Annotated in this window: 17 protein-coding genes; 4 read left to right on the top strand and 13 right to left on the bottom strand. The window is 73.4% G+C overall.

The annotated features are described in order from the left end of the window. The first annotated feature begins 63 nt into the window (after nt 1-63). Entirely contained in the window at nt 64-1,563 is a 1,500-nt protein-coding gene (locus C4U03_RS19965) for a TldD/PmbA family protein (protein ID WP_103939449.1), read from the top strand. Beyond that, nucleotides 1,560-2,954 carry a metallopeptidase TldD-related protein gene (locus tag C4U03_RS19960; RefSeq protein WP_103939325.1) on the top strand — a complete coding sequence of 465 codons (1,395 nt, stop codon included), beginning with the start codon at nt 1,560-1,562 and terminating at the stop codon, nt 2,952-2,954. The genes C4U03_RS19965 and C4U03_RS19960 overlap by 4 nt, the downstream gene beginning before the upstream one ends. Before the next feature lie 62 nt (nt 2,955-3,016). On the opposite strand, the gene C4U03_RS19955 is transcribed toward C4U03_RS19960, so the two are convergent. Next, nucleotides 3,017-3,229 (bottom strand): dodecin, encoded by a 213-nt coding sequence (locus C4U03_RS19955; RefSeq protein ID WP_103939324.1) that lies wholly within the window; start codon nt 3,227-3,229, stop codon nt 3,017-3,019. A gap of 50 nt (nt 3,230-3,279) precedes the next feature. Between C4U03_RS19955 and C4U03_RS19950 the strand changes: the two genes are divergently transcribed. After that, entirely contained in the window at nt 3,280-3,609 is a 330-nt protein-coding gene (locus C4U03_RS19950; protein ID WP_235017988.1) for a DUF3099 domain-containing protein, read from the top strand. 222 nt (nt 3,610-3,831) lie between these two features. Here the strand turns inward: C4U03_RS19950 and C4U03_RS19945 are convergent, their stop codons facing one another. The 3 genes from C4U03_RS19945 to C4U03_RS19935 all read right to left on the bottom strand — a co-directional run bounded on the left by C4U03_RS19945 (nt 3,832) and on the right by C4U03_RS19935 (nt 6,656). After that, nucleotides 3,832-5,256 (bottom strand): FAD-dependent oxidoreductase, encoded by a 1,425-nt coding sequence (locus C4U03_RS19945; RefSeq protein WP_103939323.1) that lies wholly within the window; start codon nt 5,254-5,256, stop codon nt 3,832-3,834. 266 nt (nt 5,257-5,522) lie between these two features. Continuing rightward, entirely contained in the window at nt 5,523-5,924 is a 402-nt protein-coding gene (locus C4U03_RS19940) for a DUF2267 domain-containing protein (RefSeq protein ID WP_103939447.1), read from the bottom strand. Between the two features lie 180 nt (nt 5,925-6,104). Next, nucleotides 6,105-6,656 (bottom strand): hypothetical protein, encoded by a 552-nt coding sequence (locus tag C4U03_RS19935; RefSeq protein ID WP_103939322.1) that lies wholly within the window; start codon nt 6,654-6,656, stop codon nt 6,105-6,107. A gap of 155 nt (nt 6,657-6,811) precedes the next feature. Between C4U03_RS19935 and C4U03_RS19930 the strand changes: the two genes are divergently transcribed. Then, the gene (locus tag C4U03_RS19930; RefSeq protein ID WP_103939321.1) at nt 6,812-7,045 is read left to right on the top strand and encodes an RNA-binding protein; all 234 of its coding nucleotides are present in this window, start codon (nt 6,812-6,814) and stop codon (nt 7,043-7,045) included. On the opposite strand, the gene C4U03_RS40495 is transcribed toward C4U03_RS19930, so the two are convergent. The 9 genes from C4U03_RS40495 to C4U03_RS19890 form a co-directional block, all read right to left on the bottom strand. After that, nucleotides 7,042-7,278, bottom strand: a complete 237-nt coding sequence (locus tag C4U03_RS40495; protein WP_160147042.1) for a DUF6457 domain-containing protein — start codon at nt 7,276-7,278, stop codon at nt 7,042-7,044. The genes C4U03_RS19930 and C4U03_RS40495 overlap by 4 nt on opposite strands. A gap of 151 nt (nt 7,279-7,429) precedes the next feature. Continuing rightward, nucleotides 7,430-8,794 (bottom strand): FAD-dependent oxidoreductase, encoded by a 1,365-nt coding sequence (locus tag C4U03_RS19925; protein ID WP_103939320.1) that lies wholly within the window; start codon nt 8,792-8,794, stop codon nt 7,430-7,432. Then, nucleotides 8,791-9,591 (bottom strand): aspartate/glutamate racemase family protein, encoded by an 801-nt coding sequence (locus C4U03_RS19920; protein WP_200827342.1) that lies wholly within the window; start codon nt 9,589-9,591, stop codon nt 8,791-8,793. Before C4U03_RS19920 ends, C4U03_RS19925 begins: the two co-directional genes overlap by 4 nt. Next, nucleotides 9,588-11,015, bottom strand: a complete 1,428-nt coding sequence (locus tag C4U03_RS19915; protein WP_103939318.1) for an FAD-dependent oxidoreductase — start codon at nt 11,013-11,015, stop codon at nt 9,588-9,590. Before C4U03_RS19915 ends, C4U03_RS19920 begins: the two co-directional genes overlap by 4 nt. Nucleotides 11,016-11,024: 9 nt before the next feature. Beyond that, entirely contained in the window at nt 11,025-11,630 is a 606-nt protein-coding gene (locus C4U03_RS19910; protein WP_103939317.1) for a cysteine hydrolase family protein, read from the bottom strand. Nucleotides 11,631-11,667: 37 nt separating this feature from the next. Further along, nucleotides 11,668-12,450 carry an SDR family NAD(P)-dependent oxidoreductase gene (locus C4U03_RS19905; protein WP_103939316.1) on the bottom strand — a complete coding sequence of 261 codons (783 nt, stop codon included), beginning with the start codon at nt 12,448-12,450 and terminating at the stop codon, nt 11,668-11,670. Further along, nucleotides 12,447-13,805, bottom strand: coding sequence for an FAD-dependent oxidoreductase (locus C4U03_RS19900; protein WP_200827341.1), 1,359 nt, complete (start codon nt 13,803-13,805; stop codon nt 12,447-12,449). The genes C4U03_RS19905 and C4U03_RS19900 overlap by 4 nt, the downstream gene beginning before the upstream one ends. Continuing rightward, complete coding sequence (locus C4U03_RS19895; RefSeq protein ID WP_103939315.1) at nt 13,802-14,725, bottom strand: isocitrate lyase/PEP mutase family protein; 924 nt, start codon at nt 14,723-14,725, stop codon at nt 13,802-13,804. Before C4U03_RS19895 ends, C4U03_RS19900 begins: the two co-directional genes overlap by 4 nt. Continuing rightward, entirely contained in the window at nt 14,722-15,897 is a 1,176-nt protein-coding gene (locus C4U03_RS19890; protein ID WP_103939314.1) for an acyl-CoA dehydrogenase family protein, read from the bottom strand. The genes C4U03_RS19895 and C4U03_RS19890 overlap by 4 nt, the downstream gene beginning before the upstream one ends. Nucleotides 15,898-15,953: the final 56 nt, after the last annotated feature.

The raw sequence follows: 15,953 nt of genomic DNA, 5'->3' as shown, positions 1-15,953 counted from the left end.
GGGGAGATGTGGCATCCCGACAAGATCTCTCATGTGCGTTTGTACGCGGGTAGGTTCGGGGACGTGCATCAGATCGATCCTTCCTTCACCGCGCTGCCGCTGCGCACCCTGGCCGACGCGGCGCTGGCCCGGGCCCGGGAGCTGGGCGTCGCGCACGCCGACTTCCGCCTGGAGCGCATCCGCAGCCAGACGCTGCGGTTGCACGACGCCCACCTGCGGACCGCGATGGACGCCGACGACCTGGGCCTGTCGGTCCGGGTGGTCAAGGACGGCACCTGGGGGTTCGCCGCGGGCGTGGACCTGACCCCGCAGGGCGCCGCCAGGGTGGCCGAGCAGGCGGTGCGGGTGGCCGAGGTCGCCCGCCCGGTCAACCGGGAGCCCATCGAGCTGGCGCCCGAGCCCGTCCACGGGGAGCGCACCTGGGTGTCGGCGTACGAGGTCGACCCGTTCCAGGTGGCCACCACCGAGAAGGTGGCGCTGCTGGAGGAGTGGAGCCGACGGCTGCTGGCCGACGACCGCGTCGACCACGTGGACGCCACGCTGCTGCAGGTCAAGGAGAACAAGTTCTACGCCGACCTGGCGGGCACGGTGACCACCCAGCAGCGGGTGCGGGTGCATCCGGCGGTGGAGGCCGTGGCGGTCGCCGACGGCCGGTTCGACACGATGCGCACGCTGGCCCCGCCGGTCGGGCGCGGCTACGAGTGGCTGACGGGCACCGGCTGGGACTGGGACGCCGAGCTGGCCGAGCTGCCGTCGCTGCTGGCCGAGAAGCTGGCGGCGCCCTCGGTGGAGGCGGGCGTCCACGACGTGGTGATCGACCCGTCCAACCTGTGGCTGACCATCCACGAGTCGATCGGGCACGCCACCGAGCTGGACCGGGCGCTGGGCTATGAGGCGGCCTACGCGGGCACCTCGTTCGCCACCCCGGACAAGCTGGGCGAGCTGCGCTACGGCTCGCCGGTGATGCATGTGACCGGCGACCGCACCGCCGAGCACGGGCTGGCCACGATCGGCTACGACGACGAGGGCGTGCAGGCCCAGGAGTTCGACATCATCACCGGGGGCATGTTCACCGGCTACCAGCTCGACCGGCGCATCGCCCGGCTCACCGGGCAGGAGCGCAGCAACGGCTGCGCGTTCGCCGACTCGGCGGCCGGCATGCCGCTGCAGCGGATGGCGAACGTGTCGCTGCGCCCGGCACCGGACGGGCCGTCCACCGAGGAGCTGATCGCCGGGGTGGAGCGGGGCCTGTTCATCGTGGGCGACAAGAGCTGGTCGATCGACATGCAGCGGTACAACTTCCAGTTCACCGGGCAGCGCTTCTACCGGATCGAGGGCGGCCGGCTGGCCGGGCAGGTCCGGGACGTGGCCTACCAGGCCACCACCACCGACTTCTGGAACTCCATGGAGGCGGTGGGCGGCCCGCAGACCTACGTGCTGGGCGGGGCGTTCAACTGCGGCAAGGGCCAGCCGGGGCAGGTGGCCCCGGTCAGCCACGGCTGCCCGTCGGCGCTGTTCCGCGGCGTCAACATCCTCAACGCGCTGAAGGAGGCCGGTCAGTGACCCCGCAGGAGAGCGTGGAGCGGGCCCTGGAGCTGTCGCGGGCCGACGAGTGCGTCGTGATCGCCGACGAGTCGAGCACGGCCAACCTGCGGTGGGCGGGCAACACGCTGACCACCAACGGGGTCACCCGGTCGCGCCGGCTCACCGTGATCGCGATGCGGCGGGCCGGGGACGGGGTGGCCACCGGGGTGGTCTCGCGCACCGCGGTGGGCGCCGACGAGATCGAGGACGTGGTGCGGGAGGCCGAGCGGGTGGCCGCCGACAGCGGTCCCGCCGAGGACGCCGCGCCGCTCGCCTCCGGTGGCCCCGCCGCCGGCGGGGCGTGGGACGAGCCGCCCACGGAAACCGAAATAGGGGTTTTCGCCACCGTGGCCCCCGCGCTCGGGGAGGCGTTCGCCGCGGCGCAGGCCGCCGGGCACCGGCTTTACGGATTCGCCAACCACCAGCTCACCTCGACGTTCCTGGGCACCTCCGGCGGGCTGCGGCTGCGCCACGACCAGCCGACCGGGCTGGTGGAGCTGAACGCCAAGCTGGCCGGCGCCGCCGGCGGCGGTTCGGCGTGGACGGGGATGAGCACCCGCGACTTCACCGACGTGGACGTGCCCGCCCTGGCCGACGAGCTGGCCCGCAGGCTGGAGTGGAGCCGGCGGCGGGTGGAGCTGCCCGCCGGGCGCTACGAGACGCTCCTGCCGCCCAGCGCGGTCGCCGACCTGATGATCTACCTGTACTGGACGGCGGGCGCCCGGGACGCCCACGACGGCCGGACGGTCTTCAGCGCGCCCGGCGGCCGCACCCGGGTCGGGGAGAAGCTGGCCGATCTGCCGGTCACGCTGTCCAGCGACCCGCACGCGGCCGGGCTGCAGTGCGCCCCGTTCGTCATCGCGCGCGCCTCCGGACGCGACTCCTCGGTGTTCGACAACGGGCTGGCGGTGCCCGCCACGAACTGGATCGCCGACGGCACGCTGAACGCCCTCACCCAGACCCGCCACTCGGCGGCGCTGACCGGGCTGCCGTCCACCCCCCGCGCGGACAACCTGATCATGCGGGGGCCGGACGGCGCCGGGGCCTCGCTGGAGGACATGGTGGCCCGCACCGAGCGCGGGCTGCTGCTGACCTGCCTGTGGTACATCCGCGAGGTGGACCCGCAGCGGCTGCTGCTGACCGGCCTCACCCGCGACGGGGTCTACCTGGTGGAGGGCGGCGAGGTCGTCGGCGAGGTCAACAACTTCCGGTTCAACGAGAGCCCGGTCGACCTGCTGTCCCGGCTGACCGAGGTGGGCGCCACCGGGCGGACGCTGCCCCGCGAATGGTCGGACTACTTCACCCGTACCGCGATGCCGCCGGTGCGGGTGGCCGACTTCAACATGTCCACCGTCAGCCAGGCGTCCTGACCGGGCCGGACAGGACACCGTGATCCCCGCGTCAGCGCGGGGATCACGGCGGTCCAGGGTGCTCAGACGTCCTCGAGCCGGAACCCGACCTTCAGTCCGACCTGGAAGTGCGCCACCTCGCCGTCCTCGATCTGGCCCCGGACCTCGGTCACCTCGAACCAGTCCAGATGCCGCAGAGTCTGCGCGGCGCGCCTGATCCCGTTCCGGATCGCCTGCTCCACCCCCTCGGGCGAGGTGCCGACGATGTCGGTCACCCGGTACGTACGGTCGGTCATGGGGCCCTCCTGGTGTCGCGTCCGTGGCGGCCTGCGCCTAACGTGGATGTGTGAAGGTGATTCCCCGTAGACACGCCGACGTTTACACCGTCACCAACGCCCCCGTGCCCATGTCGCAGGACATCGGGCACCGGCAGCGGCGCTACCTGCTGTCCATGGGCGTGCGGACCGTGTGCTTCGTCGTCGCCGTGATCATCGCGACCGCCGGGGCCCCGCTGTGGATCGCGGGCGCGCTGGTGGTCACCGCACTCGTGCTGCCTTACATCAGCGTGGTGATGGCCAACGGCGGCCGTGAGCCGCAGGCCCGGGTGCACCTGGAGGACACGCAAAGTCTTGACCGTAAGGAGATTTCCGGACAACCTCCAGAAATCGGCTCGTGACTTTTCTTGACTAACCGCGGGGGGTTTCGGTGTACGATTTGTACCGGCGCTCTGGTCCCCCGTCGGAGCGCCCGTGCCGGTGTTCCGGGCCCCCGTCGGAACACCGATGATGCGACGCCGGGTGGATTGCCCCCGTATCCACCCGGCGTCGCTTTCACTTTTCACAGGCCCTCTCCGACCTGGTCCGGGCCCGCCGCGGGCGGCCCGCCGGCCGGCCGCGGCTCAGGCGGCCAGGTCCTCGCGCAGGCTGGCGTCCTGCTCCCGCAGCACCCGCTGCACCGCGTCGGCGGGCACGTCGCGCGGGAGCTTCCCGCTCTGCGCGGCCAGCGCCGCGCAGACCCCGGCGGCGTGGCCGGTCGCCATCGAGATGGGCATCACCCGGTACGAGGAGTGGGCCACATGGGTGCCGGAGATGCAGCGTCCGGCCACCATCAGCCGGTCGATCCCGGCCGGGTGCAGACAGCGCAGCGGGATGTCGTAGGACTCCCCCAGGGGCACCCGCCGCAGCGTCGTCCCCGAGCCGTCGGGGTTGTGGATGTCGACCGGGTAGGCGCCGCGGGCCACCGCGTCGTCGAACTTGCGCGCCGCCAGGACGTCGTCGCCGGTGAGCCGGTAGTCACCGACGATCCGGCGGGTCTCGCGCACCCCGATCTGCACCCCGCTCTGGACGACGTAGGCGTCCTCGAAGCCGGGCACCCGCCCGCGCAGGAAGCGGGCGATCTGCTCCATCTGGCGGCGGCTCTGGTGCTCCGCCCGGGTCAGGTCCCACACGCTGGTGCCCAGCGCCCCCGTCACGCGGGTGCTGTTGACGCTGACCTCCTCGGCGTGCGGGGTGGCGAAGAACAGCATGTCCTCCCGGGACAGCTCCAGCTCGCCCGCCTCGGTGGCCTGCCGGATCAGGTCCCACAGGCCGTGCACGCCGCGCCACTGGTCGGGATGCTCGCGCACGTAGGAGGTGAAGCGGGCATGCTGGAAGCCCGTCATCCGGAACATCAGCGTCATCGGCTGGACGAGGCCGTCCTCGGGGCGTCCCACCTCGTAGCGCGCCCCGGCCGCGGCGGCGACGTCCCCGTCGCCGGTGCAGTCGATCACCACGTCGGCCTCGATGACGACCGGCCCGGACTTGGTCTCGAACACCACCCGGCGCCCGTCCGGGGTCTCCAGCGCTCCGGAGGCCAGGGAGTGCAGCAGCAGCTCCACCCCCGCCTCGTCCAGCATGTCCAGCACGACCAGCTTGAACAGCTCGGGGTCGAACGGAACGGTGTAGCCGGTCCGCACCGACGGGGAGACGGCCCCGCCCTGGGCGACCAGCCGCTCCAGCAGCCGCCACAGCACCCCCGCCACGACCGGTTCGCCCTCGCCGTGGTCGGTGGGCAGCAGCCGGGTCTCGTCGCCGGGGACCTGCTGCCGCTTCTCGTTGTGGAACGACATCAGCGGCATCACCAGGGCGGCGGTGGCGTTGCCGCCCAGGAAGCCGTGCCGCTCGGCCAGGACGACGCGGGCGCCGGTGGCCGCGGCGCCCAGCGCGGCGCCCAGCCCGGCCGGGCCTCCTCCCACGACCAGCACCTGGGTTCGCGCGCCCAGCACGGCCGCGCGCGGGGGCAGCGGGACAAGCGTCGGCTCCGTCGGGGGCCGTAGCACCGGCATCGATCATCCTTTTCACTCGGGTCGGCCGCTTTCCACGCCGCGCGCTCCAGGTTCCAGGCAGCCTGATCAGGCATGATTGCGCAGCGTATTCACCCGAGCGTACCGGCCCGGCGGCCATGCCCGGTGCCCGTCCCACGGCCGGACCGCCCCGGCCGGCACCGGGACGCCGGCCCTCCAGAGCCCCTCGGGGAGCCGGGGACACCTCGTTCCACCGGCCGATCCCGCCCGGTCGGCAGGTCTGGGTCCGGGCCCTCAGCGGGGCGGGATCACCCCTTGCTGCCCGCCGTGACCAGCTCCCGGATGTCCGGCGGCAGGCTCTCCTCGACCTTCTCGATGATCTTGCCCTGGGTCGCCTCGTGCACCACCTCCAGCACGGACCGGGCCAGGTAGGCGGCCTTGCGCTCGTCCACGCCGGCGCGGGCGGCGATCCGCTCGACGAAGTCGTGGCGGCCGAACCGCTCGCCCGTGCCGGTGCCGCCGTAGACCTCCGTGCGCCGCAGATGCTCTCCGATCTCGTGGGGCAGCTGGGCGGCGAGCTTGTCGGTCAGCCCCTCGGGGAGCCGCTCGCCGAGCGTCTCCAGGGTGGCCCGGCACGCCCGCTCGGCCTCGCCGCGGCTGGACAGCCGTGCCCGGTTCTGGACGAGGCCGATGAACGCGTCATGCTGCATGTCGACCGCTCCCCTCATCACAGTCGTCCTCCGCAGGGCCACAGCCTGCCCCCTATCCCCTCTCCCTAACGCACGCCGCGGCCCGAGCCGGTGGTCACGGTGTCCGCCGCGGCGCAGCCGTCCCCTGGCGCACGCCGCGGCCCGGGGTGCCGAGCCCGGCCGTCGCCTTTACGCTGTAGATCATTCGGCGGGGCCGACGAGATCTTCGGCGGCGCGCACCCGCATCTCCTCCAGCAGCCGCGACTGGCGTTCGGCCCGCTCCAGCAGCCGGTCCAGCCGGGCCGCGTCCAGCCGCCGGTCCCGCTCGGCCAGCCGGCGCAGCAGGCTCCAGGCCGAGCGCTTGCCCTCCACCCCGAGCCGCATCGTCTCGAACTCGATCACGCTGCTCAGCGGGGAGCGGCGCAGCAGCCGCCCGTTGGGCTTGAGCCGCCCCAGCTTCTCCCCCAGCCAGCCGATCAGCACCTTGTAGCGCCGGATCGGGACGCCCAGGGCGGTCATCATGCCCATCAGCTCCCGGCGGTCCTCGGCGACCTCGGTGGCCAGCCGGTCCAGCTCCGGGCCAGCCGGGGTGCCCCGGTGCGCCTTGGCGATCCGCTTGGCCAGTTCCGTCCCGCCGGTCGCCCCGATCAGGTGGTCGTTGAGGTAGATGCCCAGCACGGCGGGTCCGGCCGGCAGGCCCAGCGGGGGCCGCCGTCGCAGATTCCGGCTCGTCCGGCTCGTCGGGCTCGTCATGTCGCCTCCCAGGTGTCACGGACCTGCCGGTCCGTGCCCCTCCCATGCCACCAGGAGCGCCGTTCATGCGCGTTTCATGCGCGTTTCATGTACGTTCGTCCGCATCTGCGGGACCGGCGGCCGGAGCGGCGGGCGCCGGGCGGCACACTGGAGCGGTGAACGAATCCGGACTCGAAGATCCCGCCGAGCGGCCGCGCTGCTCGGCCAAGGGCTGCCACGCCGCGGCCGTGTGGGCGCTGCGCTGGAACAACCCCAAGATCCACACCCCGGAGCGGCGCAAGATCTGGCTGGCCTGCCAGGAGCACCGCGAGAGCCTGTCGGCGTTCCTGGGCCGCCGCGGCTTCCTGCGGGACGTGGTGCCGGTCGGCGAGTTGGAGGAGCGCCGCTAGTCCCGGGACCGTTCCGCCCAGCCCTCGGCCAGGTCGGTGATCCGGGCCGCGGCGTCACGGGCGGCGTCGCCCCGGCCCACCGCCAGCCCCAGCAGGTAGGCGGTCAGCGGCGCCGCCGGGCGGGCCACCCCGTGGGCCACGTCGCGGGCCAGGTCCAGGACGAGGTCCCGGTCGATCTGGTCGCGTTCCAGGCCCAGCTCCAGGCAGACCGCCTCGATCCATTCCTCCAGCATTCATCCCTCCGCGATGCTCGGCGCCCGCCCGAAAGCCCCGGGCGTGTCACAGTCATATCCTCCGCCATGGCGTGATGCCCTGTCTGACCGGGTTTTCCGACGTCTCCCGCGTTCCCCCTGCGGGAGACGTCCCGATCTGAGCGGGCGGGCGTCAGGTGCGGGCGGAGTGCGGCAGGGTGACGGCGAGGTGGTTTCCGATGATCCAGCCCAGGCCCAGGGCGGCCAGGAGGCCGTTGCCGGACATGTAGCCCTCGGTGGACGGGCCCGAGATGCCGGCGGCGGAACCGCCGCCGGCATACAGGTTCGGGATGCGACGGCCGGAGGCGTGCAGTACGTGGCCGGTCGTGTCCACGGTGAGCCCGCCCTGGGTGGCGAGGATGCCGTGGGTGACACGGGCCGCGTACAGGGGGAAGGAGAGCGGGCCGTGGTCCCCGTCGGAGGAGACGGCGCGGAACATCCGCAGGGTCTCGGCCAGCGCCTCCGCGGGCAGGGCAAGGGCGGTGGCCAGCGCCGCCAGGTCGGGGTGGCGGCGGAAGGCGCCCGCCTCCTGCGACTGCCGCATCAGTTCCGAGTTCATCGCCGTGTCGTGCATGCGGTCGTCCCAGATCAGGACGGCCCGGCCGTCGGGCCGGGCGGCGATGATCCGGCCGAGCCGGGAGTAGCCCTGGGCGCGCTCGTCGGCGAAGCGGCGTCCGTCGGAGCCGACGAGCAGGGCGCCGAGGAACGGCAGGACGGGATTGAGGCGGGTGCCGTGGCCGGGGACGATCATCCCGTGCCCGAGGTATGCGGACATGTTGCGGGTCCCGGCGCCCAGCGCGACGCCCCAGGAGATGGCGTCTCCCGTACTGGTGCCGACCCCTCCATAGAAGGCGCCGCACGCGTCGGGGCAGTGCTCGGCCAGCATCTCGGTGTTCGCGGCGAAGCCGTCGGCGGCAAGAACGACGGCCCGTGCACCAACCCGCCGCGTCCGCCCGTTCTCCCGGACCAGGACTCCGGTCACCCGCCCGTCCTCACTGAGGAGGCCGGTACCGGGAGTGGCGTCGAGGAAGGCGATGTTCGCCGCCGTCTCGACGGCCCGCCGCAGGGTCCGGACGAGCAGCGCTCCCCCGCCCCGGCCGACGTCGGTATGCAGCCGGGGGACGGACTGCCCGGACCGGGCCATGTCCAGACCGAGTTCGAGCGGGTGCCCGAGTTCGTCGGCCAGCCACTCGACGTACCGGGGCGCCGCCTCGCACACCGCGTGGACGAGCGGGGCCGCCTCGGTGTCGCCGCTGACAGCGAGGATGTCGCGGGCATGCCGGGCGGGCGAGTCGTCGATCCCGGCGGCCCGCTGGAAGCGGGTGCCGCCTGCGGCGAGGCTGCCGCTGGAGATCTGGGCGTTGCAGCCCTCGCGGGTGCTCTTCTCGAAGACGGCGACGGTCAGGCCGGGGGAGCGGGCGGCGCGCAGGGCGGTGACGAGGCCGCAGGCCCCACCGCCGACGACCGCCACGTCCACCTCGTAGTCGAAGGGGCTCACCCGGCGCTCCCGTAGTAGAAGGCCCGTGCGGCGGCCAGCATCCGCGGGTCGGGCTTGGAGAAGTACAGGCCCGTCCGCGGGGGACGCAGTCCCGTGCGCCGGTACAGGAGCGCACGGGTCTCGGCGAGCGCGAGGCCGGTGCCGAGCGAGTCGATCACCGGGACGTCGTCCACCCGGGACACGCCCTGGCCGGCGAGGAACACGTTCAGCGGCCCCTCCCCCGGCACGATCACGTTCGCGCCTTCGGCGATCGCCCGCCGGGCGGCCCGCTCGAACGCCGCCAGCAGCGGCCCCGGGTCGGCGTACGCCGCCATCACGTCGGTGAACCCGGCTTCGACCTGGACGATCGGTCCGACGATCGAGCCGAGCCCGTAGGCGTCCATGTTCCGGCGCAGCTGCGGCTCCAGTTCGGCGATGAAGTTGACGATCCCGACCCGGGACCCGAGCGTCGCCGCGAACGCCACCGAGGCGTTCCCGAACGCCACGACCGGGATGTCGACCAGGCTGCGGATCTCCTCGAACCCGGTGTCAGGGATGGTCGCGATGAAGAAGGCGTCGTACCCCTCCGCCTCGGCCCGCAGCGCCGCCCGGACGAACTGCTCCCTGTGCAGGTTCGTCAGGTAAAGGTGCCCGATGTGGACGCCCGGGTACGAGCCGGGGTAGGTGCCCTCGGCCATGCCGTGCAGCTCGACCGTCGTGCCGGGGCGGGCGGCGGCGTTCAGATGGCGGTGCAGCGCGTCCCGGTAGTGCGGGACGTCGTCCAGGACGGTGAAACTCTGGTGCCAGATCCGCATCATCGTCCTCCCGCCGCGCCGAGCCCGGCGATCCGTCCGAAGACCGCTCCACGCAGCACCGACGTGGAGCCGGTGTAGTCGGTGTAGTAGAGCCCGGTCAGCTCACCGGCGGCGTACAGGCCGGGGATCGGGTCGCCGTCGGTGTCCAGGACCTCGGCCGCGTCGTTCGTCTTGAGCCCGCCGAAGGTGAAGACGTTGGCGGCGATGATCGGGTAGGCGGAGAACGGGCCGTCGGCCAGCGGCCGGGCCCAGTGCGACTTGGCCGGCCGGACACCGGTCGTGGCGAGGCCGTCGAGTTCCAGGGGCCGGAACTCGCCGTCCGGGCAGGCGGCGTTGAACTCGGCGACGGTCCGGGCGAGCGCGCCGGCCGGGATCCCCAGCTCGGCGGCGAGCCCGTCCAGGGTGTCGGCAGTGATCGGCGGCTGGTCGGTGCGGACCGCCGCCGACAGGTTCGGGACGTCCGCGGCGCCCGAGTCGAAGATCGCGTAGGCGATGCCGTCGGGCTGCTCGTGAATCCTCCGGGCGATCCGCTCGTACCAGGCGTCGACCGGGCCCGGCGCCTCGTCGGTGAAGCGCAGCCCCCTGGTGTTGACCAGGATCCCGTACGGGAAGGAGAAGATCGCGGCCTCGGCGACGCCGGAGCGCGGGTCGACGGGCTCGGCGTGGAACAGCGAGAAGTCGCCCGCCGTCGCCGCGCCCGCCTTCAGGGCCATCAGCAGGCCCTCGCCCTTGTTGTAGTGCCCGCCGCGGGCCACCGGCCGGGTGTACCGCCCGCCGCGCCCGTGGTAGCGGGCCATCAGCTCGGCGTTGCCCTCGTAGCCGCCGCAGGCCAGGACGACCCTGCCGCGCAGCACGCCCCGCGACGTGTTCACCCCGGCGACCCGTCCGCCGTCGAGAAGCAGTTCCCGGGCCGTCGTCCCGTAGCCGAACTCCACGCCGAGCTTCTCGGCCGCCGCGGTGAGCGCCTCGACCAGGGCGAGCCCGCCGCCGACGGGCATGAGCCGGGTCGTGGACGTGGTGAGGAAGGGCGTGGCCAGGTGCTCGAACCGCACCCCGTGCCCCTCGATCCACCGCAGGGTCGGCCCGGCGTTCTCCACGAGCGTCGCGACGACCTGCGGATCGACGACGCTGAGCGAGCGCAGCGGCGCCGGCCAGGTGGCCGGGTCGCGCAGGGACTCCACCAGCAGGCCCGGGTCGGGGTGGCCCATGAAGTCGCCGAGGAGCCGCTCCTCAAGGTCGTCGGCGACCTCGTCGATGGACTTCATCCGCAGGAACGCCTCGGTGTGCCGGGTGTTGCCGCCGCTGTCGGCGCGCGGCGCCCGTTCCACGACGGTCACGGCGGCGCCCGCCTCGGCCGCGGCGACGGCGGCGGACAGCCCGGCGATCCCCGCCCCCACGACGATGACGGAGGACTCGTTCTCAGGCATGAGGTCCCCTCACAGCTCGGCGGCGAACTCGGCCGCGGTGCGGACGGCGGCGAACATCGGCAGGATCCTGCGGACGGCGACGTCGTGGAGTTCCGGGTCGAAGGAGGCGCACATGTCCTCCAGGACGGTCACGGCCAGGCCGCTGTCGGCGGCGTGCCGCGCCGTGGACTCCACGACGAGGTTGGTCGCGACACCGCCGAGCACGATGTGCCGGACGCCCGCGCCGAGCAGCATCTCCAGCAGGGGCGTGCCGGTGAACGCGCCGACGCCGCCCTTGTCGACGACGGGTTCGGCCGGGAGCGGGGCGAGCGCGCTGACGATCCGGGCACCGGGCGCGTCCCGCAGCATGGCCCGCTCGCGCGGGTAGACGTCGAACCGCGCCGTGCGGTTGGTGCGCAACTCGTACGACGGGTCGAACGCGAGCCGGACATGCACGATGTACAGCCCGGCGTCACGGGCGGCGGCAAGGGTCCTCTCGGCGACCGCGAGGACATCGCGCCGCTCGATCTGCTCGACCAGCGGCGGCATCCGCATGTGCTCACCGCGCTCGCAGAGCGCGACCTGGTAGTCGAGCATCAGCAGGGCGGTCCGGCCCTGGGTCGGGGCCTGTGTCATGTCGTCTTCTCCTTGTGCGGGTTCGGGGGCGCGGGGATCACCAGGCGGACCAGCCGCCGTCGACGTAGACGACCTGACCGGTCATGTACCGGCCGGCGTCGGAGGCCAGCAGGAGCAGCGGGCCGTCCAGATCCGCGCCGGGCTCGCCGAGGCGGCCGAGCATGGTCCGCGCCTCGAACCACGCCAGCCGTTCGGGGTCGTCGCGCAGCGGCGCCGTCATCTCAGTCGGGTAGAACACGGCCGGGGCCAGGCAGTTGACGGTCACGCCGTGCGGGCCGAACTCGGCGGCCAGCGAGCGGGTGAGGTTGGCGATCCCGGCCTTGGAGGCGTAGTAGGCCGACTCGGGGATCGGCCCGACGCGCTCGGCGTAGACGGTCGAGAAGTTCACGATCGCGCCCCGCCCGGCGGCGACCATGCGGCGCCCGGCGGCCCTGTTGAGCAGCCAGGTGCCGGTCAGGTTGACGTCCAGAACGCGCCGCCACTCCTCCAGGGACGTGTCGAACGCCTCGCGCCGGAGCATGACCCCGGCCGCGTTGACCAGGACGTCCAGCCGCCCGTCAGGGTCGGCCGCGTGCGCGACGAGCGTCTCGACGTGCTCCTGCCGTGTCACGTCGAACCGCAGCGCCCGCGCCTTCGCCCCGGCCGCCAGCAGCCGGCCGAGCGTCGCGTCCAGGTCCGCCCCCCGCGAGGGCAGGTCCGCGACGACGACCTCCGCTCCCCGCCCGGCCAGGGCGAGCGCCGCGTACGCGCCGAGCCCGCCCCACGCGGCTCCGGCGACGAGCGCCCGCCTGCCGGTCAGGTCGAACGGATCGTTCCTCATGGCCTTTCCTCCCGTGCTCCGCTCGCGGCGAGGCCCGCGACACGGCCGAAGATGGCGGCCTTGCCGATGGACGTGCCGGTGACGTAGCCGGCGCCGTGCAGGCCGCCGACGAGTTCTCCGGCGGCGTACAGGCCGTCGATGACCTCGCCGAAGACGTCCAGGACGCGCATGGACGGGTCGATGGTCAGGCCGCAGTAGGTCGCCAGGACGACGGCCGTCGAGGGATGGGCGTAGAACGGCGCGGTGGTGATCGGGACGGGGGTGCCGACGCCGCCGGACAGGGTGGTCCTGCCCTGCTCGTCGGGAGCGCGCCCGGCGATCGCCGCGTTGTAGGCCGCGACGGTCTCGCGCAGCGCGTCGGCGGGGACGCCGATGAGCCCGGCGAGTTCGTCCAGGGTCCGGGCCCGTAGCAGCAGTCCGTTGCCGACGCGGGCGGCGAAGTCGTAGATCGGGACGCTCGGGTCGGCGCGGTCCATGACCTGGGCGTCGAAGACCTGGAAGGCGATGCCGTCCGGTTGGGCGAGGCAGGCGTCCCCGACGGCCTTGTAGGGCAGGGACTCGTCGACGAACCGGCGCCCGTTCCTGTTGACGGCGATCGCGCCCTTGTAGATGGCGAGGACGCCCGTTCCGCCCTCGGCCCCGTCCGGATCGGGGTGGATTCCGAAGGTGCCCTTGACGTACGGGGTGTCGATCACCCCGGCGCCCGCCTTCCACGCCATGAGCAGCCCGTCGCCGGTGCTGCCTGCGGCCCCGCCCCGCAGCGCGCGCTCCATCTGGGGGGCGAAGCGGGTCAGCAGTTCGGGGTTGCGGGAGAATCCTCCGGACGCCAGGACGACGGCGTCGGCCCGCAGCCGCTCCCCCTCCTCGGTGAGGACGCCGCGCACGGCGCCGTCCTCGACGATCAGGCGGTGCGCCCGGGTGTCCGGCAGGAACACCGCGCCGCGCGAGAGCGCCCGTTCCAGCAGGGTGCGGACGAGGACGCGGGTGTCGGTCGGATGCGAGCGCGGCACGCTCTGCCCGGACGCGGCGTGCACCTTGCCGTACTCGACGCCGAGCCCCCGCAGCCACCGGTAGGTGTCGAGCTGATGGGCGCAGTAGGCGTCCACGAGCGCCGGATCGTTGCGGTGCAGTCCCGTCTCCAGCAGGTCGTGACGGAGCAGTTCGGTGCTGTCGGCGATGCCCGCCGCCGCCTGCTCCTCGGTCCCGGCGAAGGCCGACAGCCCGGCCGACAGGACGGTGCTGCCGCCGATCTCGGAGCGTTTCTCGCACAGTGTGACCCGGGCGCCGGATTCGGCGGCGGAGACGGCGGCGGCGAGCCCGGCCAGACCCGCGCCGATCACCAGGACCTCGGTCACGCGCCCTCCCGCCCCGCGGTGAAGCGCTGCTCCAGTTCGGTGTATCCGGCGAGCGAGAACAGCCGCTGCCGGTCGGCCCACGGCAGCAGCGCGTCGGCCCGGCTGCGCGTCTCCCCGGCCCGTGCGAGGTGGGCGAGCGCGGCCCGCCCGGCGTGCAGCATGCTGCGCATCAGGTAGTTGGCGAACAGCGCGACGGTGAAACCGAGCTCCTCCAGCTCCGCGAGGCTCAGCTCGGGCGTCTTGCCGCCCTCGACGATGTTGGCCAGCAGCGGGACCCCGGCCAGTTCCGTGGCGATGACGCGCATCTCCTCGACGGTCCGCGGCGCCTCCACGAAGATCACGTCGGCTCCGGCGGCGGCGTAGGCGCGGGCCCGGGCGATCGCCTCGTCGAGGCCGAGCACGCCGCGGGCGTCGGTCCGGGCGATGAGCACCAGCCGGGAGTCCCCGCGCGCGGCCACCGCGGCCTCGATCTTGCCGGCCATCTCCTCGGCCGAGACGAGCTGGTGCTCGTCGAAGTGGCCGCAGCGCTTGTTGAGCACCTGGTCCTCAAGCTGGACGGCGGCGGCCCCGGCGTCGATGAGCTGGCGGACGGTCCGCATGACCGACAGCGAGCCGCCGTACCCGGTGTCGGCGTCGACGATGAGCGGCAGGTCGGTGGCGTCGGCGAGCCGCCGGACGTGGTCGACGACCTCCCGCTGGGACAGCAGCCCGATGTCGGGCAGCCCGTACTGGGCGTTGGCCAGGCCCGCGCCGGTCAGGTACGCGCAGCCGAAACCGGCCTCCTCGACGAGGCGGATCCCGGCCGCGTCGGTGACGCCGGGCGCGACGAACGCCCGTCCGGAGGCGAGCAGAGCCCGCAGCGCGGCCCGGCGCTCCTCGGCGGGCCGCCCCGGCAGAACGGCGTGCAGCGAGGTGTTCACAGGTGCACCGCCGGGACGTTCGAGGCGCCGAGGCGCAGGGCCGCGAACGCCTGGCCGAGGGGGTCGGCGAGGAGGAAGGCGTGGCCGATCGCGGCGGTGACGTCCTGGTAGCGCCGGTGCAGCGGGTGGTCGGTGTAGGCGGTGCGGCCACTGGAGGCGCGCATGAGGCGGGTGACGGCCGCGCCCGCGTCTTGCGCGGAGCGGGCCAGGTCGTAGCGCAGCCTGGCGCGCTGCTCCCGGTCCGGCCATTCCCCCGCCTCGGCGACCGCGGTGAGCTCGTCGGCGACGTTGCGGAGTTTGAGCAGCCCGGCGTTCACCACGTACTGGTTCTCGGCCAGGTGGTCCTGGATCAGGACATCGTCACGGAGCATCCCGCCGTAGTTGGAGCGCCGGGTGCGGGTCTCGGCCGTCCAGGCGTCGACGAAGCCCTGGGCGGCACCGAGCGCGCCCGCCGTGATGATCGCGTTGAAGACGACGGCCCACGGCAGCCGGTAGAGCGGCCCGGGGTTGACGTCCCGTCCGGGCAGGTGCGCGCCCAGGTGGTAGGTGTAGTCGACGTGCGACTGCCCCCGGTGGGCGGGGACGAAGACCTCGTCGACGACGATGTCGTTGCTGCCGGTCCCGGCGAGCCCGGCGGTGTGCCAGGTGTCCTCGATGGCGTACTGGTCCCGGTCGAGGATGACCGACGTGAAGTCGGCGACCTGCGTGCCGTTCCACTCGCGCTTGCCGACGATGCCGCCGAGGATGACGCCGTCGGTGTGCAGGCAGCCGGAGGAGAACGACCAGCGTCCCGACACCCGGTAGCCGCCGTCGACGCGCTCGACCCTGCCGGTCGGGGTGTAGGAGGAGGCCAGGGTGCGCGCGGGGTCCTCGCCCCAGATCTCTCGCTGGGTCTCCTCGGGGAACAGGGCGACCTGCCAGGGGTGGACGCCGACGACGGCCGTCACCCATCCGGCGGCGGGTGCGGCCCGCCCGGCCTCGACGGTCGCGTTCAGGAACTCGGCGAGCGGCATCTCGCCGCCGCCCCAGCGTGCGGGCTGGAGGGCCCGCAGCACCCCGGTGTCCCGGAGCCGCTGCCAGGCCGCCTCGGTGAGCCGGCGTCGCCGGGCCCCCTCGGCGTCCTCCTCGGCCAGGACGGGCGCCGCGGCCCGGACCGCTTCCACGATCGACATGAGATTCCCTCTCTTTCCCTGTAGTGGTTACTACAGGGAAATGGGCAGGCGTCCGC

It is taken from the genome of Thermomonospora echinospora (assembly GCF_900108175.1).
GTDB classification, from domain to species: domain Bacteria; phylum Actinomycetota; class Actinomycetes; order Streptosporangiales; family Streptosporangiaceae; genus Thermomonospora; species Thermomonospora echinospora.
The sequence above is the reverse complement of the archived record's forward strand: the minus strand, read 5'-3'. Positions and strand labels throughout refer to the sequence as shown.